Origin of the sequence: Pseudomonas sp. zfem005 (assembly GCF_032621735.1) — a bacterium.
GTDB lineage: Bacteria > Pseudomonadota > Gammaproteobacteria > Pseudomonadales > Pseudomonadaceae > Metapseudomonas > Metapseudomonas solani.
In genome coordinates, this window is the sequence record NZ_JAVYJE010000011.1 from 20,194 (window position 1) to 40,536 (window position 20,343).

General features: G+C 60.8%; 22 protein-coding genes. 9 read left to right on the forward strand and 13 right to left on the reverse strand.

Annotated elements, in window-relative coordinates:
* Positions 1–52 precede the first annotated feature (52 nt).
* On the forward strand, positions 53–982 hold the full coding sequence (locus tag RTW82_RS23310) for a zinc ABC transporter substrate-binding protein (protein ID WP_021216630.1): 930 nt from the start codon (positions 53–55) through the stop codon (positions 980–982).
* Between the two features lie 9 nt (positions 983–991).
* On the opposite strand, the gene motA is transcribed toward RTW82_RS23310, so the two are convergent.
* From motA to RTW82_RS23325, 3 genes are read right to left on the reverse strand one after another with little or no spacing between them, the layout of a single operon-like run.
* Positions 992–1,846 carry a flagellar motor stator protein MotA gene (gene motA, locus RTW82_RS23315; protein WP_021216631.1) on the reverse strand — a complete coding sequence of 285 codons (855 nt, stop codon included), beginning with the start codon at positions 1,844–1,846 and terminating at the stop codon, positions 992–994.
* 56 nt (positions 1,847–1,902) lie between these two features.
* The gene (locus RTW82_RS23320) at positions 1,903–2,598 is read right to left on the reverse strand and encodes a hypothetical protein (RefSeq protein WP_021216632.1); all 696 of its coding nucleotides are present in this window, start codon (positions 2,596–2,598) and stop codon (positions 1,903–1,905) included.
* A gap of 9 nt (positions 2,599–2,607) precedes the next feature.
* Positions 2,608–3,336: a HupE/UreJ family protein gene (locus RTW82_RS23325; RefSeq protein ID WP_021216633.1), complete on the reverse strand. Its 729-nt coding sequence runs from the start codon at positions 3,334–3,336 to the stop codon at positions 2,608–2,610.
* 657 nt (positions 3,337–3,993) lie between these two features.
* On the opposite strand from RTW82_RS23325, the gene RTW82_RS23330 reads away from it, so the two are divergent.
* The 7 genes from RTW82_RS23330 to RTW82_RS23360 all read left to right on the forward strand — a co-directional run bounded on the left by RTW82_RS23330 (position 3,994) and on the right by RTW82_RS23360 (position 8,548).
* Positions 3,994–4,206 carry a hypothetical protein gene (locus RTW82_RS23330; RefSeq protein ID WP_021216635.1) on the forward strand — a complete coding sequence of 71 codons (213 nt, stop codon included), beginning with the start codon at positions 3,994–3,996 and terminating at the stop codon, positions 4,204–4,206.
* Positions 4,207–4,366: 160 nt separating this feature from the next.
* Positions 4,367–4,666 (forward strand): metal-sensing transcriptional repressor, encoded by a 300-nt coding sequence (locus tag RTW82_RS23335; protein ID WP_021216636.1) that lies wholly within the window; start codon positions 4,367–4,369, stop codon positions 4,664–4,666.
* Positions 4,667–4,675: 9 nt separating this feature from the next.
* Positions 4,676–5,788 (forward strand): nickel/cobalt efflux transporter, encoded by a 1,113-nt coding sequence (locus RTW82_RS23340; RefSeq protein ID WP_021216637.1) that lies wholly within the window; start codon positions 4,676–4,678, stop codon positions 5,786–5,788.
* A gap of 4 nt (positions 5,789–5,792) precedes the next feature.
* Complete coding sequence (locus RTW82_RS23345; protein WP_021216638.1) at positions 5,793–6,230, forward strand: YqaA family protein; 438 nt, start codon at positions 5,793–5,795, stop codon at positions 6,228–6,230.
* Positions 6,227–6,952 (forward strand): TraX family protein, encoded by a 726-nt coding sequence (locus tag RTW82_RS23350; RefSeq protein WP_021216639.1) that lies wholly within the window; start codon positions 6,227–6,229, stop codon positions 6,950–6,952. The genes RTW82_RS23345 and RTW82_RS23350 overlap by 4 nt, the downstream gene beginning before the upstream one ends.
* 71 nt (positions 6,953–7,023) lie before the next feature.
* A complete protein-coding gene (locus RTW82_RS23355; protein ID WP_021216640.1) occupies positions 7,024–8,322 on the forward strand; it encodes an MFS transporter in 1,299 nt (432 codons plus the stop codon).
* Positions 8,323–8,413: 91 nt separating this feature from the next.
* Positions 8,414–8,548, forward strand: coding sequence for a YHYH domain-containing protein (locus RTW82_RS23360; RefSeq protein ID WP_021216641.1), 135 nt, complete (start codon positions 8,414–8,416; stop codon positions 8,546–8,548).
* 542 nt (positions 8,549–9,090) lie between these two features.
* On the opposite strand, the gene RTW82_RS23370 is transcribed toward RTW82_RS23360, so the two are convergent.
* The 7 genes from RTW82_RS23370 to RTW82_RS23400 all read right to left on the reverse strand — a co-directional run bounded on the left by RTW82_RS23370 (position 9,091) and on the right by RTW82_RS23400 (position 17,235).
* Positions 9,091–9,651: a glycoside hydrolase family 19 protein gene (locus RTW82_RS23370; protein ID WP_031286776.1), complete on the reverse strand. Its 561-nt coding sequence runs from the start codon at positions 9,649–9,651 to the stop codon at positions 9,091–9,093.
* Positions 9,652–9,741: 90 nt separating this feature from the next.
* On the reverse strand, positions 9,742–10,305 hold the full coding sequence (locus RTW82_RS23375) for a hypothetical protein (protein ID WP_169708302.1): 564 nt from the start codon (positions 10,303–10,305) through the stop codon (positions 9,742–9,744).
* 629 nt (positions 10,306–10,934) lie between these two features.
* Positions 10,935–11,381, reverse strand: a complete 447-nt coding sequence (locus tag RTW82_RS23380; protein WP_021216645.1) for a hypothetical protein — start codon at positions 11,379–11,381, stop codon at positions 10,935–10,937.
* 1 nt (position 11,382) lies between these two features.
* Positions 11,383–12,930, reverse strand: coding sequence for a hypothetical protein (locus RTW82_RS23385; protein WP_201769768.1), 1,548 nt, complete (start codon positions 12,928–12,930; stop codon positions 11,383–11,385).
* A gap of 91 nt (positions 12,931–13,021) precedes the next feature.
* Positions 13,022–13,684: a hypothetical protein gene (locus tag RTW82_RS23390; protein WP_021216646.1), complete on the reverse strand. Its 663-nt coding sequence runs from the start codon at positions 13,682–13,684 to the stop codon at positions 13,022–13,024.
* Positions 13,685–13,975, reverse strand: a complete 291-nt coding sequence (locus RTW82_RS23395; protein ID WP_037020846.1) for a hypothetical protein — start codon at positions 13,973–13,975, stop codon at positions 13,685–13,687. It abuts the gene before it with no gap.
* Between the two features lie 2 nt (positions 13,976–13,977).
* Positions 13,978–17,235 carry a host specificity protein J gene (locus RTW82_RS23400; RefSeq protein ID WP_021216648.1) on the reverse strand — a complete coding sequence of 1,086 codons (3,258 nt, stop codon included), beginning with the start codon at positions 17,233–17,235 and terminating at the stop codon, positions 13,978–13,980.
* 51 nt (positions 17,236–17,286) lie between these two features.
* On the opposite strand from RTW82_RS23400, the gene RTW82_RS23405 reads away from it, so the two are divergent.
* A complete protein-coding gene (locus RTW82_RS23405) occupies positions 17,287–18,114 on the forward strand; it encodes a hypothetical protein (protein ID WP_169708303.1) in 828 nt (275 codons plus the stop codon).
* Between the two features lie 3 nt (positions 18,115–18,117).
* Here RTW82_RS23405 and RTW82_RS23410 read toward each other — a convergent pair whose 3' ends face one another.
* From RTW82_RS23410 to RTW82_RS23420, 3 genes are read right to left on the reverse strand one after another with little or no spacing between them, the layout of a single operon-like run.
* A complete protein-coding gene (locus tag RTW82_RS23410) occupies positions 18,118–18,699 on the reverse strand; it encodes a tail assembly protein (protein ID WP_021216649.1) in 582 nt (193 codons plus the stop codon).
* Complete coding sequence (locus tag RTW82_RS23415; protein ID WP_316926636.1) at positions 18,696–19,478, reverse strand: C40 family peptidase; 783 nt, start codon at positions 19,476–19,478, stop codon at positions 18,696–18,698. The genes RTW82_RS23410 and RTW82_RS23415 overlap by 4 nt, the downstream gene beginning before the upstream one ends.
* 3 nt (positions 19,479–19,481) lie before the next feature.
* The gene (locus tag RTW82_RS23420) at positions 19,482–20,342 is read right to left on the reverse strand and encodes a phage minor tail protein L (RefSeq protein WP_021216651.1); all 861 of its coding nucleotides are present in this window, start codon (positions 20,340–20,342) and stop codon (positions 19,482–19,484) included.
* Position 20,343: the final 1 nt, after the last annotated feature.

Genomic DNA, 20,343 nt, shown 5'->3' on the forward strand with positions numbered 1-20,343 from the left:
GGAAGGAGTTCCTATAAAATGTTACTTTATATCACTCACTAAGAACCCTTCCATGCGCCTACTTGCCTCGCTATTTCTCACGTCCTCTCTGGCCGCCTTGATATCGACCCCGGCCAATGGCGAGGTCGAAGTGGTCACCAGCATCAAGCCCCTGCAACTGATCGTCTCTGCTATTCAAGACGGCACCGGAACCACCCGCGTATTGCTCCCTCCGGGGGCATCACCGCATTCGTTCAGCCTCCGCCCCTCCGACCTGCGCAACTTGCGCAGTGCCGACCTGATGTATTGGATCGGCCCCGACCTTGAGACCTTCCTCCAACCCGCCCTTGAGGGCCGCCAGGGGCGCACGGTCGCCATACAGGACATGAGCGGGTTGCGCATACGCCACTTCGGCGAACTAGCCCCGGGCAACCTGGATGAACATGCCGGGGAAGAAGACCATGACGACCTGCACCGCCCCGGCTCGATCGATGCGCACCTCTGGCTGAGACCGGAGAATGCACGGATCATCGCCTCACATGTGGCCGAGGACCTGACCAGGATCGACCCCTCGCAGGCGCAGCGCTACAAGGCGAACCTCGCCGCCTTCAGCAAGCGACTGGAGAACGAAGACGAGAGACTGAAGGCCCGTCTGGGCAAGCTCGATGGCAAGCCGTTCTTCGTATTCCACCAGGCTTTCGATTACTTCGAAGAAGCCTACGGCCTGAAGCACGCCGGGGTTCTAGCACTGGGCACCGACGTCCAGCCCGGCGCCCGTCACGTAGCGGAGATGCGCTCCAGACTGCAGGCGACAGGCCCTGTCTGCCTGTTCAACGAGCCACCCATCCGCCCCCGCCTGGCCTCGACACTGAGCGAGGGCCTGCCGGTACGTTTCGCGGAACTTGACGCCCTGGGCTTCGATATCCAACCGGGGCCCAAGGGTTACACAACGCTCATCGGCAAGCTCGGCGACGATCTCGCCAGTTGCCTGGAAGCCCTCTGAGCACCTTGATCACTTGGCGCCCCTGAATGCCTGGTCCATCTCGCCGAAGGTCGGCCGATGGGCCGGGAAGATCACGTTCCTACCGAACTCCACCGCCAGGGTCGGCGGCATGCCTGAAGCGGAAGCGACAAGGGTCACCTTGATGGCCTCGTAGACATTCAACTCCTCCTTGGCATCGTGCTCCAGCGAGGTCGCCAGCGGGCCGAAAAAGCCATAGGCGGCCAGGATGCCCAGGAAGGTTCCCACCAGCGCGGCCGCCACGTGCTTGCCGATTGCCGCCTGGTCCCCCTCCCCCAACAGCCCCATGGTCACGACGATGCCCAGCACCGCAGCAACGATGCCAAAACCTGGCAGGCCGTCTGCAACGCGGGTCACCGCATGGGAGTTATGTTCCAGCTCCTCTTTCAGGCTGCCCAGCCCCGTGTCCAGCAGGCCCTCCAGTTCGTGCGGTGCCATGTTGCCGGACGCCATGATACGCAAGTGGTCGCAGGTGAACGACAGCATGCGGGGATCCTGAACCAGGGTCGGGTACTTGCTGAAGATCGGGCTGGCGCCCGGCTCTTCGATATCCGCCTCGATCGCCATCATCCCTTCACGGCGGGATTTGTTGAGTATCTCGTAGAGGGCGGTGAGGATCTCGACGTAGTAGGCATGGGTGAATCGGCTGCCGAACATCTTCAAGGACTTCTTGAAAACGTGCATCGTCGTACCGCTGGGGTTGGCCTGGAGGAAGGCGCCTAGCGCACAACCACCAATGACCAGCACCTCGTAGGGCTGGATAAGCGCCGCAATGGCGCCTCCGGACAGCACGTAGCCGGCTATCACGCTCGCCAGCACCACGATCATCCCGACAATCTTCATCATGGCTTGTGTTCCTCCCTACGTAGTGACCGGCCCCATAGGGGCCGGCCTCAGGCGCATCAGATGACGCGCTTGATCTGCATGTAGTTGCCATCCGTCTTCAGCGTGACGGTGACGGGCTTGTTGCCACGGTTGCGCCAGAACCAACCGTGCTTGCCATCGAACGCCGCCTCCAGCGTGCCGCTGTCTTCCTGGGTTGCACGGCCCTTGCCGTAGCCGTGGTAGAAGCCGTTCGGCGCGTTATAGGGGTCGCCGTGGGTGTCATAGTTGACGACGCCATCGGCCACGCTCCAGTTAAAGTCCACGCGGGCACCCTTGCGCATCTCGAGCTTCACTTCCGCCCCCTGGTTCGGAGCAAGCGTGATGCTCATCTGATGCTGCTGGCCAGCTGGCTTGGCCGGCGCTTCGGCAACCGGAGCCGCCGGGGCTGCCGCTGCCGGTGCCTCCGCAACCACGGGCTCAGGAGCCGGTACGGGGGCTGCCGGGGCTGGCTGCTGGACCGGAGCACTGGTTTGCAAGGCCGCGTTATCGGCTGCGGTATCGGCCGCAGCCTCTTCAGCGAGCTGAACCTTGATCTCGCCCATCTGGGTCAGCCCCATCGCACGGCCGACACCCGTAGGGTCGATGGCGTACTCGGAAGGCATGACCACTGTCACCAGCAAGGCTGATGCGGCGATCAGCGCGATGATGGTGGAGCGGAGAAGCTGCTTGCTGCTCGGCAGCTCGTTGATAGTGGGAAGCTTGGTATTGAACATGTCTTGTCCTTACTGGGAAATGACCAGGCCGGTGAGCTGGTAGCCCATCAGCAGGAAGCCGGCGCTCATCATGGCGACGTTGGCGGAATACGCGTGCCGCCAGAAGCTGGCGGTGCGACGCCAGTAGCCCATGAGGATGAGGATGGTGCCGAGCGCCATGAGCTGGCCGATTTCGACACCGACGTTGAAGGCGATCAGGTTGGCGATCAGCCCATCGGGGGATATCTCGTACTCCTGGATCTTGGTGGCCAGGCCGAAGCCGTGGAGCAGGCCGAAGACCAGGGTGGCCGCGCGGGTGTCGGGCTGGACACCAAACCAGCGCTGGAAGGCCCCTAGGTTGTCGAGCGCCTTGTAGACCACCGAGAAGCCGATGATCGCGTCGATCACATAGGAGCTGATGCTGATGTCGGCCAGCACGCCGAGCAGCAGCGTGACCGAGTGTCCGACGGCGAACAGCGTTACGTAGAGGCCGACATCCTTGAGGCGATACAGGAAGAAAATCACGCCGAACAGGAACAGCAGGTGGTCGTACCCGGTGATCATGTGCTTGGCGCCCATGTAGATGAACGGCATGACCATCACGCCGGTGCTCTCCTGGATGAACCCCTTGTCACCTTCCGCAACGCCATGGGCGAGTGCGTCTGGCGTCACCAGCAGCATGAGGGCTGCGATGAAGGTCAGCAGGAAGAGCGGGCGGCGCAGAAAGGCATCTGCGCCACTCCATAGAAGTGCATTCATTGCTTACGTCCTAGATTGCTGAAAATGAGAGCTGCCGAGCAGCCCGATTCAAAGCACGAACGTAGTGCGGGGAGGACGCTCTATGAGATGGATGGGCCCGGTGGGCATGGTGAAACGGGGAGTCGACTGGAGCTGGGCGGGTCCAATCAAGGGAGGCAGGACGATCACTGACCCCAGGTAGGGCGTCTCGTGAACGTGATCGGCGGTGAAAGGCGCGTGGTAGTGATCGCCGCAAGCAACGCAGCTGTCCGAGTCGATGTCGTGAGAGTGGGAGTGCCCTTCGACAGAGTGGGAGTGCCCTTCGACGACCGCCCCTTGCTGGCTAGCAGCAGACAACAGCGAATAGGTATGCCCCACCCACGCCATGAGCAGCGCGAGCACCAGGGTAAAAGCTATTCGGGTTGAGGCAGCACGGAACGGCATTGTCTTTCGGCACGCATTTGAATGCCGACAATCTATCCCCTGGGGGTGGATAGGATCAAGCCTCAATTGTTACAGAGTCGAAGGTAGCGGCCCCCACCCTCCGTCTCTCCAGGCCTGCGGCCTTGACTTTCAGGATTGTAATTCTTGCCTCACGCTGGCGTCAGGTTCGATTCCTTAGCATCTGGGTAACGAAATCGGCTTCACATCAGTAGCCGATACTGCCTGGAGCCTCCTATGAAACTCATCAAGATCATCCTCGCCAGCGCACTGCTCATCGGCGCTGCAGCCCCTGCCTACTCCGAAGACGGGTACGACCGCTCCTATCAGATGAATCAGAAGTTCCGTGAAGACCAGAAGCGGCTCTGGGGCGACAAGGACAAAAGCGATGCTCAGAAAACCGAGCGCTCCCTGTCCCGCGAGAAGGATGGCCAGATCAACAAGCCCTGACTCGTCCGCCCTCATATCGCAGGTATCCCCTACCAGGGGATACCCTAACCAAAGGCGCCAAGGCGCCTTTTTTACTGACGAATAGCAAACCTACCTCGTTGACCATATCCCCCCCTAGGGGATAGGATGCCGACACCGGTAACCGAAAAACGAGATATCCATGAGCAGTTCCGAGCACACCCACGAACATGGCCACCGCCATGAAAGCCACGCCGACATCGTCAAGCGCCTGAAGCGAGCGGAGGGACACCTGCGCAGCATCATCACCATGATCGAGAACGGCCGCGAATGCGTGGACATCGCCCAGCAAATGCACGCGGTCGAAAAGGCCGTATGCCAGGCGAAGCGGACGCTGATCCAGGATCACATCGACCACTGCCTCGAACACACCATCGGCGCGATGACCAGCAATGAGCGCGCGCCACTGGAAGAGTTCAAGCAGATCACCAAATACCTCTGAGGTCCCTCCATGGGCAGCTTCTCCCAACTCCTCCAGCAAGGAGCGGCACACGCTTGGCTGTATTTTCCTAGCGCCATCCTGCTAGGTGCCTTGCACGGGCTGGAGCCTGGTCACTCCAAGACCATGATGGCGGCATTCATCGTCGCCATCCGCGGCACAGCCAAGCAGGCGGTTCTGTTGGGGTTGGCAGCCACCCTCTCCCACACCGCAGTGGTCTGGGCTGTGGCTATGGCAGGTATGTACCTGGGCCAGGGGCTCGATGCAGAAACCACGGAGCCCTACTTCCAGATGGGGTCGGCTGCGCTCATCGTCGCCATCGCGCTCTGGATGTTCTGGCGCACCTGGCGTGGCGAACGTGGATGGCTCGCAGAGAGCGCGCACGACCATCACCACGACCATGACGAGACACGCGTGATCGATACCGGGCACGGCGCGCTCGAGCTGTCGATCTTCGAGGTGGGTGTACCGCCTCGCTGGCGCATCAGGTCTCTCAGCGGTACCACCTGGACCCAGGACGACGTCCATCTGATCACCCGTCGCCCCGATAGCGTCGAACAGAGCTTCACCTTCATCGATCGTGGCGGCTTCCTCGAATCCCGTGACGAGATTCCAGAGCCTCACGAGTTCACCGTCAGGCTCAGCCTGGGCCATGGCGGCCACTTCCACTACTTCGATGTCGAGTACCACGAAGGAGAGCACCACCACGGCGAACACGAAGGCCTTGAGCTCTCTGTGGAGGGGTACCAGGACGCCCACGAGCGCGCCCATGCCAACGACATTAAAAACCGCTTCTCCAACCGGGACGTCACCACTACCCAGGTCATCCTGTTTGGCCTCACCGGGGGACTCATCCCCTGCCCTGCTGCCATCACGGTCCTCCTGCTTTGCCTGCAGGTAAAGGAGGTGGCGTTGGGGGCGGTATTGGTCCTTTGTTTCAGCATCGGCCTGGCTCTAACGCTGGTGGCCGTGGGCGTTGCCGCCGCCCTCGGGGCCCGGCACGCGTCGAACCGCTGGCCATGGCTCGGCACCGTGGCACGGAAAGCGCCTTACCTTTCCAGCCTGCTGATCGTGGCGGTCGGGATCTACGTCGGCTGGCACGGCTGGCTCAATCTGGCGAGCTGATGCCATGGATATCGGCGCCTATGCAGGGCTGTTTCTGGCCGCATTCGGCGCCGCAACGCTGCTGCCGATGCAATCGGAGGCGGTCCTCGTCGGTCTGCTGCTGACGGAGCGTTTCCCCGCAGCACTCTTGTTGCTGATAGCCAGCCTGGGCAACGTGCTCGGCTCCACCGTCAACTGGTGGCTCGGGCGGCACATCTCCCGTTGGGGCAACCGACGCTGGTTCCCCCTGAAGGAAAAGGACCTGAAGCGCGTCGAGCATCACTACCACCGGTACGGACGCTGGTCACTGTTACTGAGCTGGGTGCCGGTGATCGGCGACCCCCTCACCTTGCTGGCCGGGGTATTGCGTGAACCCTTCTGGAGTTTCGTCTTGATCGTGACTGTCGCCAAAACCGCCCGCTACCTGGTGCTTACAGCCTTCACCCTGGGGTGGCTCGCATGAACGCCGAGATCCGCACACGAGACAGCGGCCTGGATATGGTCAAGTGGCTGGGTATCGCCACCATGGTGCTGGACCACCTCAGGTACCTCTGGCACGACATGGCCCCGTTTTACCTGGTGGGCCGGCTGTCGTTCCCGATGTTCTGCCTGGCAATAGCCGCGAACGTGGCCCGCAGCCCACGCGGTGAGCTCTATACGGAAGCGAACGTGCGCTACCTGACCTGGATGCTGCTGTTCGTCGTAATGTCGGAGCTGCCTTACCGCATGCTCTCTTCAGGCAGCTCGACCTTCAGCGTCATGCCGACGCTGGTGCTGGGCTTGGTCGTGGCCTGGGGGTTCTACCACCGCAACATCGTCTCGATCATTGCTGCAGCGATCGCGATCACCGCCAGTGTGGTTTTCCATGATCTCTTCATGTACGGCGTGAGCGGTGTGCTGATCCCCGCCGCCCTGGTGCTGGCCATCAAGCAACCCGGGCTGAGCGCCCTGCTGCCCGCCGTGCTTTGCGTCATGGCCAACAACAGGGACAGTTGGATGCTGCAGTGGGGCATTCAACCCTACCCGATAGTGGTCGCAGTCATCGCCTTCACAGCACCGCTCTACGGGCTCTGGCTGCTAAAGAAAGATTGGCCGCTGAAAATCCCACCCGTCACTCGCTGGGGCTACTTCTTCTACCCGGGACACCTGCTGGCGCTGGTGCTTCTCAGGTACGCCGTAACCTGACCCGCCAACCGACACGGCTCCGTTGCTCCACCCCCCCAGGGGGATGCGTCACCACCCAAGAGGGAGTTCACATGCTTTCCGTTCTCGCGAACCGTACGTACAGGCATCTCTTCATCGCACAGGTCATCGCCCTGGTGGGCACCGGCCTGGCCACGGTCGCCCTCGGCCTGCTGGCGTACGACCTCGCCGGCGCCCAGGCCGGGGCCGTTCTCGGCACCGCCCTGGCCATCAAGATGACCGCCTACATTGGGGTTGCCCCCATTGCTGCAGCCTTCGCCGAGCGGCTGCCGCGCCGGGCCATGCTCGTGGGCCTGGACCTGATCAGGGCGGCGGTTGCGGTTCTGCTGCCTTTCGTCACGGAGATCTGGCAGGTGTATGTGCTGATCTTCGTGCTGCAGTCCGCCTCGGCCGCCTTCACTCCGACCTTCCAGGCGACCATCCCGGACATCCTGCCCGACGAGCGCGAATACACCCGCGCACTCTCGCTGTCCCGCCTCGCCTATGACCTGGAAAGCGTCATCAGCCCGATGCTGGCCGCACTGCTGCTCACCGTGGTCAGCTTCCACAACCTGTTTGGCGGCACTGTCGTGGGCTTCCTTGTCTCCGCCGCCATGGTCGTCTCGGTCACCCTGCCGGCGGCTCAGCGCGGCCCCAAGCGGGGTATCTACGAGAGGACCACACGCGGCCTGCGCATCTTCTTCGCCACGCCCCGCCTGCGCGGGCTGCTGGCGCTGAACCTGGCAATCGCATCGGCCAGCGCCATGGTCATCGTCAACACCGTGGTGCTGGTGCAATCTCGCTTCGGCCTGCCCCAGACCTCCACCGCAACGGCGCTGATGGCCTTCGGCGCCGGCTCGATGCTGGTAGCCCTGCTGCTGCCCAAGCTGCTCGACCACATGAACGACCGCAAGGTGATGTTCTTCGGCGCAGCGGTGCTGGTGACCGGCCTCTGCGTCGGCATCCTGCTGCCGAACTACAGCTTCATGCTGGGGCTTTGGTTCTTCCTCGGCGCAGGCTATTCGATGGCCCAGACCCCCTCGGGGAGGATCCTGCGGCGCTCGTCCAACTCACTTGACCGCCCTGCCCTGTTCGCCGCCCAGTTCGCCCTGTCTCACGCCTGCTGGCTGATCACCTATCCGCTGGCCGGCTGGCTCGGCGCGAACGTCAGCCTGCAAGCCTCCTTCATCGGTCTCAGCCTGCTTGCCGCCGCATCACTGGCGTTCAGCCTCTGCATCTGGAAGCCCGAGCACGACCAGACGCTGATCGAGCACACTCACGACGACCTGACGGATGACAACGAACACGTGGCGGATGGCAAGACGCACAGCCACGACTACGTCATCGACGACCAGCATCGTCGTTGGCCCTGAGTAGGTCGAAAGGAGGGGTTGCGAAGTAATGGCCATCCGCCATATTGTCAGATGGCCACTCTTGGCAACCCACTAGAAAAGGAGTTCTACCGTGAAGAAACTTTCCGCTGTCTGCCTGGCCCTGCTTGTGGCCTGTGTGTCCGTATCGGCTCTGGCCCACAGTGGCGGCACCGACTCCAAGGGCTGCCACCGCAACCACAAGACTGGCGACTACCACTGCCATTGAGCGGGGTCACCGAGGGGCTGCTGAGCGAGTCGACACCGCCTGCACGTATTGCTGGCAGGCAGCCAAAGCCATCAGTCCCTCATCTCCGTCGTCAGTGATGGCGACAATTCGTTGAGCATGCGCTGGGTCAAGTCCGGCTCTCGGGGCTGCATGAACCAGGCCGCCGGCGGAGGTGGAGGCAGGCATTCCACAGGAGCTACCGGCAACGCCTGAGTCGAGTAGGACTGACAGCCGCAGATCAGCAGTAGCGATGCGATCACGCAGACGAGTGGCTTCTTGCTGGGCATGGGTGAGTCTCCCGTGATGAAGGGCGTCTTGTCTCTGCAACTGCTGTTCCAGAGCCTGGCGCCTGCCCAGCTCAGCTCGCTGGCTCGCCGCAGCTGCGCGGGCGACTTCGTCGAGTGTGTTTGCGTGCGCCTTGTCTCGGCCGGCGAGCTCGCGTGCGTACTGTTCGCCCAGCCGATAGCTCTGGGCCTTCCAACCAGCCCACCCAGAAAACAGCACCAGCAGAAGCACGGCAAATGCGTTCAGAGTGAAAAGCCTCATGCGCCCTCCTTCGCCATCAGCACCTCGCGAGCGCGGCGCCAGATTCGCTTGCGATCCTCTAGGCCGTTGAGGCCACCGTTGATGCGGCGGGTGATGCGGGTGAACTCGCCCCGGTCCGCCAGCTCGTTGAGCCCAGCATCCCACCAGAACCAGCCCGCCGACTGCGCCGCGTGCTCGGGTTGCTCCAGCAGTTCGGGTTCGGTCAGCAGACGCCGATCACCGAACAGCGCCAGGCTGCAGCGCAGATAGTTGGCTGCCCCGGTTATCTGGATAAGCCCCCTGCCCCGGTACTTCTTGCCGTCGCCATCCCGCTCCGGCGTATTGCCCAGGTCGACGCGCACGTCGTAGCGCTCCTGCGCAGGCGTCGGCCCCCAGATCTCGCGGGTGTAGCGCAGGTGGCCAGACTCGTGGCCGACCTGGGCTAGGAAGGCGGCCAAGCGCTGGGGCGTGTTGATCTGCCAATGTTCGCTGACGGCGTTGAGGTGAGAAACAAAAACGCCCGCAGCATGGCGGGCGTTGGGGAGGATGTGCAGCAAGCGCTGCTCAGTTAAAAGCATACGATTGTCCAAGCAGGAGAAGCCCCTAGGTGAGCGGAGTCACGACGTGGCTCAGAGTTGAGTTACAGGCAGTGATGAAATAAGGAAATTTCAGTTTTTATTACTACTCGGAGTGAGTTCTTTCTCCCAGTGCATATGCCACTTAGGATCATCCGTAGCATCCACCCAAACCAGATTCAGAAGGGCTGTGAGCGAGTTTTTCCCGCCAACAAAATGATCCCCACCCCACAAAAAAATATCTCCTGCCTTACCTCCAGAATAAGTGCCATTTATTAACTCCGCGGAGGCGATATTTCTAGCATTCAGCCTGCTTGCACCAAGAAGAATTTTGGGATCAGCACATATAACCTCCACCTTAAGGGACATTGCAAACGCAGCCACCTCTTTAAGAGTAATTGAACAGCCATGCTGCTCGGGTTCAAGCGCAATGCCCTCCAGTAACTCCTGATGTGACTTACCCTTCAGACTCTTTAAGCCATCATTTCGATACGATGGCATTTCAATAAATAAACGATTCACCACGCCAGCTTCAACCAGCCGCTTCACTAGCTCTCGCCCCTTGGGATTTGTATGATCTTCCGCTATACCTAGAGGCCCCTCCAAGATTACAGAATGAGCAGCACTAAGCTCTTTCTCTTTTGGTAGCAACGGCATATCACACCTCCTTGTGCTTTAACTGCCTTCATAACTTGCAAATGGGAGATACCAGTCTAGGCGCGCCCCCCTTAGCTACTGCTAACTGGGGCCAAACCCCATCTACCCCATCCAACGCCAAGCAAGATGATAGATCGCTTTTGACTGAATCATTAACAGGCCTACCGATCATTTAACCTTAGACTTGAGATGCTCATCATCATTCTGCGGTATTGGTTTACTTGGAGAGCCTCCGGCGAGCCCCCCCTCGCCGGTCGGTATGGGCATACGGCTAGAGTTCCGTCGTATGGCCCAGCAAAATTTTCACCCCTTGGGCCGGACGGAGTATCAAGTGGGCATCGAAGCCGTTGGCCAGAAGGTGTAGGGCTACAACGAGGAGGATTGTGTTTACACGTTGCTTCATTGAGGTATCGCTCTGTTGTTGAGTCGATGCCCACGCTATGTCACTAATTCAGATATGCAAGGGGGGCGAAATCTACCGTTCGTCGGATTTTTTCTACCATCCCAAACCGACATACGGCCCTTCTACATCCACATACCCGATCACAAGAAGACGCCGATATATCCATCAAATGCATATTGATATAAAAAACTAAACATAAGCTCAGCGCGCCAAGAGCGTTTTGTCGCTAGCACTTAACTGAACAGGTCGGCTCAGCCTCTTCTGGCCATTTCATCTTTGGCAGCATCGCCACCAGTTCATCCTGGGTTGGAATCGGCATGGTGCCTGCGAGCACTTGAGCCAGAATGTCGTGCCCAAAAGCCCAACAGACGTCGCGCCAATCTAAACCGGCCTGCGCCTCGGCCCGAAACTGATCGTTGGAGCTGGTGGCGTAAGAGCAAAGGCTGAGCATGCTGTCGTAGCTACGATGCCTAGCTACGCTGTCCATGTAGTCCTGAACAGTAGCCCTGAGCTGTTCTGTCACCTGCTCCTCAGATTCTGGGAGAGCTCTGGGCAACTTCACTTCATCTACCTCGTAGGAGAACCTGGCTACGTCGTAGCCAGAGAAGTCCGCGAGCGCCTGCAGGCTACCAGTCCACTGAGCAAAAAATTCTCCATCGCACAGAACATTCATGTCATGCACTCAACTCGTTAATGGTCGCGAATGGGGAAGTATGAAACCCAACATCAGCCACGCCTCCAAACACAGCCATACAGGCGATATGTACAGAGCTTCCAGGCACACCACATAGATTTGGCCAGGAGTTGCTATAACCCACCCCGGACTGGTTGACCATACGTATATGAACCCAACCATCAGACACCGTGATCGGCGTATTCATAGGCAAGGGAACACCGTTCTTGTAGCAATCAAACTGAAAATGAAAAGAGGAAGTCCTTGCACGAATCCAGAAGACCATGGTTGCGTACTGCTGAGCTTGGAACAATGCTCTGGTGCCGTTGGTAGTAGCCAAGTATCGAGTTACAGAATCAACTCCTACTGACCCATTGGCAGTACCAGTCCCAAATGTGTAGGTATCAACGAAGAACTCAATACCATATCGAGCCCCGCCTCCAACTCTTCCCATTGCCGCCATCAACGAGGAAACAGGCTCACTCAATGCTGGGCCTGCTCCTCCATTGGTGCTGTTGTCGCCGTAGAACTGCCCACCGGATGCGTGGAAGCCCCCATTATAGGCTGCAAGAAAGGTTGAAGAGGAAAAGGTAGAGACGTTAGGTTGCAACGGATTGATACGGCCACCGAATCTGCCGCTATCAGACATCAAATTAATGAGCGGCATCGTGTTTAAAATGGGTGCCGGCGCCCAGATCGACCATGGCTGAGCTGCATAACAGTTTCGCCGCCACTTGCGGCCAGAAGAAACACTGGTGGGCAGCTCCCAGAACTCTTGAATTACACTCTCGTTGGTGATTCCGAACGCGAGAATGGTTCCATCCTGGACTCCAGGTGGAAACGTCCCGGTATCCCCCGCCGGAAAATTGCAGTACCGTATTCCTCTGGCCGTACGATCATCAATATCCCAACGAATATTTACAGAGTCCCCCATCCACCCGCCATCCCCTGCTTTAAGAACCCTGCCTGCAGTGAGGTCAGTCACTGACGTTGTCAGATTGGCGAATGCTGCGGTCCCCAAGTCGTTCAAATACTTCTGAACCTTCTGAAAGGCGACAAGGACCGAGTCGGCCGACGTAATAGCAACGCGAGAGCTCGCCACAGAAAAGCCTGATAGCAACGCTCCAATTGCGGCTGCTCCGAAGTTACTGATCGACGATGCAGGCTGAACGCCGCTATGGGTCGAACGATCCCGCAGTTTTGCATCTGTAGTATTTGCGGTGGCGCCCTCCGCAATACCATCTAGCTTCTTTCTCATCGAAGTAGAGGCCCACCAGGCAGCAGCGGCCTGCCGCACCCGCTCGGCAGTCCAAGCCCGTCGGGTAGTTCCGGTGCCTGCCTCTGACTCGGCCTGTGAAACCGTAGCCGCCACCCAATCCCGAGCGTCGGAGAGACGCGAGTCGCGCGTGCCTACCTTGTCGTTCTCGAGAGTATCTACGCGGGTGTACAGCTCGGCTGTCATCTCATTTATGCGCTCGAAAGCATCGCGCGCACTGTCGCCGCCCTCACCTGTCGGAGAGGTGCCGAGAGGAATTTCTTGACGTGCCATAATGGTTCTCTCTGAATTGGTAACTGCTTGGCCGTGAAAGCAAAACGCCCGCAACGAGCGGGCGAGTCAGACCTTGGAGTGATCTCAAGTTTTACAGCCTCTCCACATCCACAAATACAATCGCTGGCGGCGGGTTGATGTCGTAGCGCACTCCACTACTCCCACTGTTGTTCCCGCCCTGATTACCCCATGGCAACGCGCCAATACTTGCGGTCTGCCTGATGATGCCGACCGCGTCCTTCAGGTAAACCACCTCGGTATAGGGCACGTGGTATTCGCCCATGCGGTGGTAGCCGATGAAGACCGCACAGGTGCGTCCTGCTGGGCCCTGAATCTCACGAGGGTCATACGGCCTGTATCGAGCCATGGGTAGCGGGCCAGGCACAGGCGATATCTGCAAAATCTTCATGTAGGGGAAGCTGGAGTCGTATCCTAGACTGCCGTCCGCCTTGAACACCTGCAGCCCCTCTCGCGCTTTCGGCATAGCAGATGGAGGGCTGTCGAACACATAGACCGTGATGCCGCTATCCACACCACGCAAGGTGAAATGGTGCATATCGCCGTTCAACGTAAATGCTGTTACGCAGGCTCGGCCGCCTCGGAAGGCCAGAATCGGATTGGTGGCGCGGATGCTGAAGTACCCGACGTAGTTGCTGAGGGGAACCTGGTACTTCCCGATGAAAACGAAGTTGGCGTATGCCTCGGTGATCTGGGTAGTGCCCCAATCGTTGACAATTTCGATACTGGCAAACACTTAGCGCACCCCGTAGATGATGCGTACGGGCACGGGATACTCACCCCTGCCGACAAGGTGGTAGGACCAGAAAATGGTTCGATTCTCGACCACCACGCGAGCTGTCTTGCCGCCCCGTTGGATAGACCCACGTGGCAGGCTGAAGAAAAACACCTGGCCCGGCGGGCCGCCAACCGTTCTGCTGCCATCCACGCCGCCTGTATCCACGAAGCCCAGCACCAGCCCGGTACGGTCGTCCGTATCGAGCAGTTGGCGGCCTGAGGCATCCCAGACTTGCAACCCCGCGCGCATGGCTACCCCCACAGTCCGAGTCGAATACGCCGCGTGCCGGCCGCATCGAATATTTCCAGCAAACGGTTGTTGAGCGTCATACGCCCTCCCCCAGGGGCGGCGCTACCGAAGCGCACTTCTCCTGTTTTGAAGTTGAGGCTGAGAACCGGCGTGCCGTCCGGCAGCCTGGCCTTGGATTCCAGCGTTGCCTCCAGCAACGCCTCGCGGACATCCAGCTTCCCGATGAAGGCTTCGTTGATGAAGATCTGCCCGTTCTCCACCACGAAGGGGTGCACCGTGGTGCCAGATCGCGGGTCGATGATGGCGAAGCGGCTGGCGGAGATGAGCACCTGGCTGATCATGCCGCCGGGGGTGTTCTCTACCCCGACGCCGATTCCGGCCATGTAGGTCTGGCCGTTGCGGGCGACTTCGGTCTTGATGGTGTGCATCGCCGAAAGCCGGCCGTCCGTGCTTACCTGTGCCTGGCTGACTTGCTGCACGCTGGCCGAGGCGTTGTTGGCCACGGCCTGGATGTTGTCGACGCGGCGCCCCAGGGCACCATCGGCATCGGCGCGGGCCTTGGCTTCGGCCTGCACGGTCGCCGAAGCCTGCTCGGAAGTTGCGGCTACCGAATCAATGCGCTTGCCCAGGGCGCTGTCGGCGTTGATGCGAGCATCACTCTCGGACTTCACCTGTGCAGCAACGCTGCCCGGCTTGCTAGCGGGCCCGTCCACCAGCTCAATGCGTTCAAGCAACCCTTTGGCGAGCTGGGTCTCGGAGATCTGCTCGCCGAGGTAGTCGAGAATGGGCCCGGCATCGCTGCTGGCCTGGCCTCGCTCCCAAGTAGTCCAGGCGCCGATATTGCCGGCGCGATCCACCAGGCGGGCACGGAACCAGAGCTCAGCGCCGGCTGCCAGCGGGCTGATCGTGTGTGCGCGCTGCGGGTAGGCGAAGTTGCCCAGGTGTTGGGCGTTCTGGTCGTTGGGTGCTGGACTTTGCTGCAGCTCGGTGTAGAGCGTGTCCGCAGTGCCTTCAGGGAAGCCCCAGCGCAGGCCGATGCCGAACAGCAGGCTGTCGGTGGCCAGGAAGCTGGGCACGGCTGGCGCGCCCTTCTTGCCTTCCAGATTGGTGAGCGTGCTGGTGGCAGGCAAGGAGGCGGTGCCCAGGGCATTGATGGCGCGAACGCGGGCAAGGTACTGGCCGGCGTAGATGCCGGGCACGTCCACGAACAGTTCGCCAGTGGCGGGCACACGCACCCAGTCGCGGTGGTTCCACTTCCATTCCACCTCGTAGGCCACGGCGTTGGGTGCTGCCTCCCAAGCGATGGTCATAGTGATGATCGAGATGCCCTGGTCCACTGCCAGCTGCTGGCTGATGACCACCGTTGCCGGTGGAGCCTGGACGCTGGGCGGGACGATGCTGATGGGGCGCTGATCGACTACTGCACCATGGTCCACACGCTCGAACTTGCCGGGTTCGAACTGGATGCCTTCGATCTTGAACGTTCCCCAGTCGGGCCGGGTGACGTTGTAGATGTAGAACTGCATGACGGCCAGGTCGCCGGCGTCCAGCACCCACACCGCTTCGGGCTCTGCGGGCTCGCTGTAGGCAGCCACCAGGGTGACTTTCCGGCCGTTCACGAAGCGCACCTCCCGGGCCTCGGAACGACCGCTGGGCAGGTTGCACAGCAGGCGCGAGCCGACCGGTACTTCGACGTCTCGGTCGAGGGTGATGATGCGGCCGGCGACACTGCGGATTCGCCCACCGTTGGCGCGGCCGGCGAGCAGCTCGTCACTGAGGCTGATGACCTGGCCAGGGCGAGGGATGTGGCCGTCGAGCCCGACGCTGAAGGCCACCGGCCGGATCTGCAGCTTCTCGCTCTGCAATGCCCACTCTCCTGCACGCTGGGCCTGGCCCAGGCTGGTACAACCCACCACGCCCATGCGCAGCTCGCGCAGGCCGTAGTCGGCCATGGCCTCCTCGTCCCACACCGGCTCGGGCTCGGTTTCGAAACCATTGGCGGGGTTGTCCCAGCTGACCAGGGCGAGGGAGTGGCGGTCGCGCCAGCGGGTGCCGGTGTACTTGATGGGGCCTTTGATATTGGCGCGGCTGTAGCTGAAGATCGGGTCCTGCGGCATGTCGGCGGTGACGACCATCTGCTGGCCGTCCCAGTAGCTCATGCCGTGGAAGATGGCAGCAATGTCCTGCAGCACGACATAGGCTTCGGCCTGCTGCTGCAGGTAGAGGTTGCAGGTGAAGCGCGGCTCCTTGCCGCCCTGCCCGTCCGGCACCAGCTCGTCGCAGTACTGGGCGATGCGGTACAGGGCCCAGCGGTTGACCATCTCCGGAGTGATGCGCTGGCCCAGGCCGAGGTAGGGGTTGGTGACCAGGTCGTACCAGACCCAGGCGGGGTTGTCGGTGTAGGCCACCTTGAAAGTGCCATCCCATACGCCGCCAGAGGTACCGGGACCGGTGGTGGCGTACAGGCGCAGCACCGGGTCGTAGTTGGCAGGCACCTGGATCAGTGCGCCGCGCATCAGTACCGAAACCTTGGGCGTGCGCCCGGCGAACTGCACCGCGTCGAACTCGATGGCGCCCACAGCGGTGAGCGGGTAGGTCAGATCCGCATCCACCACTTCGGTCATGGACTCGACGTACATGGAATCGGAAATCAGCGAGCTGAACTGGTTGTCGGTGAGGCGCCGCACGCGCACCGTCCAGCGGCTGCCAGCGGGCAGTTCGATACGGTGGCTGCGCTCGTAGCGCGTGGTGTTCTTGCGGTTGACCTCGCTTTCCAGCGCCGTGACGAAGGGCCCGCCATCGGTTGCCACGTCTACGGCATAAGCGATGCGCCAGCCGTTGATGTTGCCGGCACTGTCCTGGCTCTGCAGGTGCGGCCAGGACAGGCGCAAACGGATTGCGTCGAGATCCGGCGTATGGATCGAGCGCAGCCAGGGCGTGCCCGAACGCAGTTCAACGCCGATGGCGAACTCGTTGTTGATCTCGGGGAAGCCCACCAGCGGCTCTTGATGCAGGGCGCCGGGGCGGAACTGCCACTTCACATCCGGGTAGTTGAGGGTGCCGTCCTCGGCCATCACGGGCGTGCCATCGAGCATCACCGAGCGCAAACCTTCCACCGGGCCGACGATCTCGCCCCAGCTGTAGAAGTAGAGCAGCTTGGCCACAGCCACCGAGGGCGTGCTGTCGCGGGCGATGGAGGGTTGGCGCTGCTTTGGCTTGCCGCCTTTGGCGCCGGCGGCGGATGCTGGGGACGCGGTCATGGGGATTCCTGCGGACATAAAAAAACCCGCACTAGGCGGGCTGGATGAGTAGTGAATCGTGAGGCTTACGACTCTTTACAGAACAGTCGAAGCGATAACATCATTGAGACATTACTCACCATGGAGGGCGAACCGTTGGACTCATTCTTTGCAGCTGAACAATGGGTTGGAGGGCTCATTGGAGCAATTGTTGCTGCGATGCTCAGTGCTGCTTACCGCTTGTGCTCCAAACACTTTCCAAGGTTGTTGAAGTCAACATCAGCTGGTGTCAGGAAATTTGGCAGAAGGCGGATTCGATCCAGGCTTCTCAAGATCAAAGCCAAGAGATTCGATTCGCTGAAAATCACACGCGAGATCGTAAAAACATACGCCTACTTGACGCTCTTCTGGCTCACTGCATCGGTCTGGGTAATTGTGATTCTGCTTGGTGTTATTCGCCCGCAACAGATGATCTTTGCTGCGCCGATCATTCTATTTTTTGAAATTGCTTGGCTCACAAAATCTCAATTCGTCGATGAACTGCTGAAGTCCAACTATCGGATACGCACTAACTTTCGCAAGGCTGAAAGACTGCTTCGCCTGAAAAAAACACGTGAGAATGAGCTTTTCACTGCGCTGGTGGAGCAGTACGGGAGTAACGGCTTTTATGAGCTTCACTTTGCAGACAATAGTACCGAGTCAGGAGTTGTATGGCACTGGAGGTCTGAGCATGGATACCCGCATCAATTCAGCTGTGTAGGTGGCTACGACTTCAACTATTTGTTCGATAAAACGGAAGGTAAGAAGTCTCCGTCGTTCAAGAGTACAACTCTTACACCCCCCGAACTCCCGCCCTTTGAGCGTGAAAAACCGAAAGCTACAGATAAGTCTGTCATCTGACCTTCAAACCTGATCCTGCGCATAAATCCCCGCACTCCCCACGGCCCCACCAATCTCGCGCTCCCCATAGAGCCGGGGCCATGGGTTGCCTTGGGCGATGGTGGTAACCGCGCCGCCGAAGCCGTAGCTGGCGGCGTTGCCCTCCTCCTCCCGCCCCCGCACCTGTCCCTGGGTGGGTGAAAGCATTTGCATAACGCCACCAATGGCGAGCCCAGCGCCTGCGCCCAGCAGCGCCATACCGGCGGCGGTGCTGGTACCGCCAGTGACGACTCCGGCCACGATGAGCACTACGCCGACGATGACCTGAAACAGGCCGCCCCGCTTGCTGCCGGCAACGATGGGGGCAATGCGGATGTCGGTGTCGTCCGCGCCCCGCAGAGTGAGGTCGTGCTCGCCTAGGTTGCGTTTGCCGGCAAAGACGGCGAACACCAGGCCGCGTTCCTCCGCTGTGGCGATAAAGCGCTCGAACCCGGGTAGCAACTGGCAGAGCGCCTGAATGGCGTCAGCGGGGCTGGCGACGTCGAGTCGGTATTCACGGCCGAACCGTTGGCGCAGTACGCCGTAGAGTTTGATGGTACGCATCATGCCGAGTAGTCCTTGTGGCGGAGGATCAGCCGTACGCGCTGGCTGAGGGAGTGGCCGAACACATCGCGACGCGAGGCGTTGCCGTACAGGTGGTGGTAGATGAAGGGGCCGGAACCACCCAGCGGCGCTGCCGGTTCGCTGCTGAAGCTGGGATCGTCGCCCAGGTAGATGGCGCCGTGGTTGGGAAAATGACAGGGGCGCCCCGGGCTGGGGATCTGCAGCACCAGCAGGTCGCCACGCCGAGGCTGCTCGACCCGATCGAAGCCGCAGGCCGTGTAATTGTCTTCGTAGAAGCTGGGGCTTGCAGGGTTTTCCCACCAGAGGTCAGGCCGCTGGAAGTCCGGGAGCTGAATGCCGGCTTCGCGGCCGTACCAGTCGCGGCAGGCAGCCCAACAGTCGAGCACCCCGTGGCCGAAATCGCGCCCCAGCAAGGGTGCAGTGAAGCCCCGTGGCTTGATCCATTCCATGTCCCCACCCGGCCAGCTGACGATGCCCCAGGGCAGGCCGTGAAGCTCACAGGCCACACGGTCGACCATGCTGGCGGTGGCGGCTGCATCGGGGTGGCTGTGGATGATGGCGAGTACTCGGCCACGATCTTCAACCTCGGCCCAGTCGGCCGGGTCGACGACGAAGTGTTCGCTGGGCGTGCTGGCGATGTTGCTGCAGGGCACGTACTCGCGCCGTTTGGCATTGCGGATGAGCAACCCGCAGGCTTCGCGCGGGTGCTCGCGTTCGGCGTGCTCGCGGATAGCAGCACGCAGGTGCTTGTTGATGATCATGGTCTACCTCGAACTGTGCAGCAGGCTGGAGGCCAGGGCGCCGCCGAAGCGGGCGGTGTTGCGACGCAGCTTGCAGGCGCGCCAGTCGCCCCGGCAGCGGTCTAGGGCTGGGTTGTCGGTAGGTTCGTTGAGCTTGGTGAAATAGGCCGTGCCCAGGTAGTTGCAGGCTTCGCCGCGGTACTGCCCCATGTGCGCCCAGCGGCAGCGGCTGGTGATCTGCTGGAGCGGCAGGCGGATGCCCTGTAGGTCGGTCGGGGCGGAGAGTTCGAACTGCACGCGCTGCTCGTCCTCGTCCACCTTCTGCTCGATGTACCAGATGCTGATGCGCTCCTGGTGCGCCGCCTCAGGGTTGCCACCCTCGAAGTTTGCTGCGTCCAGATAGTGGGCGAAGGTCTCGCGGTAGGTGACTTTGGCGCCGGCCAGGTCGCGCAGTGCCAGGCAAAGAGCAGAGACCGCGCCCTGCACACCGTCGATGTTGTTGCCGATGCTGAGGGTGGGGGCCGCCTGACGCCCCTCCCCACGCAGGTCGAAACCTTGGGCATCGATGCTGATGGCGTTGTAGGTATGCCCCTGCCAGATGATGGGCACAGCGTGCTTGAGCCCACGGAGGGCCGAGCGACCACTGCCGGCGAGCCTGAACTGATCTCCGCCCTTCCAGCGCAGGGAGCCTGCAAACAATACGTTCTCGTCAGCTTGCAAACGATCCGGTTGCAGCGCAATTGCATGCCCGTGGAAGCGAAGAATCTCGCCCCCCATCGATGTGCAATCAACTTCAAACAGGCGCACCTGGCTGCCCGGTTGCAGGCGCTGGATATCGGCGCTGAACACAGCCACGCGGGCATCGCCACCTCTTTCAATATTCATG

What these genes read in the sequence shown, in the direction of transcription:
- motA (WP_021216631.1), bottom strand. Translation starts at nt 1,846, where the DNA reads ATGATGAAGATTGTCGGGATGATCGTGGTGCTGGCGAGCGTGATAGCC.
- RTW82_RS23325 (WP_021216633.1), bottom strand. Translation starts at nt 3,336, where the DNA reads ATGAATGCACTTCTATGGAGTGGCGCAGATGCCTTTCTGCGCCGCCCG.
- RTW82_RS23350 (WP_021216639.1), top strand. Translation starts at nt 6,227, where the DNA reads ATGAACGCCGAGATCCGCACACGAGACAGCGGCCTGGATATGGTCAAG.
- RTW82_RS23395 (WP_037020846.1), bottom strand. Translation starts at nt 13,975, where the DNA reads ATGCGCGCGGGGTTGCAAGTCTGGGATGCCTCAGGCCGCCAACTGCTC.
- RTW82_RS23330 (WP_021216635.1), top strand. Translation starts at nt 3,994, where the DNA reads ATGAAACTCATCAAGATCATCCTCGCCAGCGCACTGCTCATCGGCGCT.
- RTW82_RS23415 (WP_316926636.1), bottom strand. Translation starts at nt 19,478, where the DNA reads ATGATCATCAACAAGCACCTGCGTGCTGCTATCCGCGAGCACGCCGAA.
- RTW82_RS23385 (WP_201769768.1), bottom strand. Translation starts at nt 12,930, where the DNA reads ATGGCACGTCAAGAAATTCCTCTCGGCACCTCTCCGACAGGTGAGGGC.
- RTW82_RS23420 (WP_021216651.1), bottom strand. Translation starts at nt 20,342, where the DNA reads ATGAATATTGAAAGAGGTGGCGATGCCCGCGTGGCTGTGTTCAGCGCC.
- RTW82_RS23410 (WP_021216649.1), bottom strand. Translation starts at nt 18,699, where the DNA reads ATGATGCGTACCATCAAACTCTACGGCGTACTGCGCCAACGGTTCGGC.
- RTW82_RS23340 (WP_021216637.1), top strand. Translation starts at nt 4,676, where the DNA reads ATGGGCAGCTTCTCCCAACTCCTCCAGCAAGGAGCGGCACACGCTTGG.
- RTW82_RS23375 (WP_169708302.1), bottom strand. Translation starts at nt 10,305, where the DNA reads ATGCCGTTGCTACCAAAAGAGAAAGAGCTTAGTGCTGCTCATTCTGTA.
- RTW82_RS23345 (WP_021216638.1), top strand. Translation starts at nt 5,793, where the DNA reads ATGGATATCGGCGCCTATGCAGGGCTGTTTCTGGCCGCATTCGGCGCC.
- RTW82_RS23400 (WP_021216648.1), bottom strand. Translation starts at nt 17,235, where the DNA reads ATGACCGCGTCCCCAGCATCCGCCGCCGGCGCCAAAGGCGGCAAGCCA.
- RTW82_RS23380 (WP_021216645.1), bottom strand. Translation starts at nt 11,381, where the DNA reads ATGAATGTTCTGTGCGATGGAGAATTTTTTGCTCAGTGGACTGGTAGC.
- RTW82_RS23310 (WP_021216630.1), top strand. Translation starts at nt 53, where the DNA reads ATGCGCCTACTTGCCTCGCTATTTCTCACGTCCTCTCTGGCCGCCTTG.
- RTW82_RS23355 (WP_021216640.1), top strand. Translation starts at nt 7,024, where the DNA reads ATGCTTTCCGTTCTCGCGAACCGTACGTACAGGCATCTCTTCATCGCA.
- RTW82_RS23370 (WP_031286776.1), bottom strand. Translation starts at nt 9,651, where the DNA reads ATGCTTTTAACTGAGCAGCGCTTGCTGCACATCCTCCCCAACGCCCGC.
- RTW82_RS23335 (WP_021216636.1), top strand. Translation starts at nt 4,367, where the DNA reads ATGAGCAGTTCCGAGCACACCCACGAACATGGCCACCGCCATGAAAGC.
- RTW82_RS23320 (WP_021216632.1), bottom strand. Translation starts at nt 2,598, where the DNA reads ATGTTCAATACCAAGCTTCCCACTATCAACGAGCTGCCGAGCAGCAAG.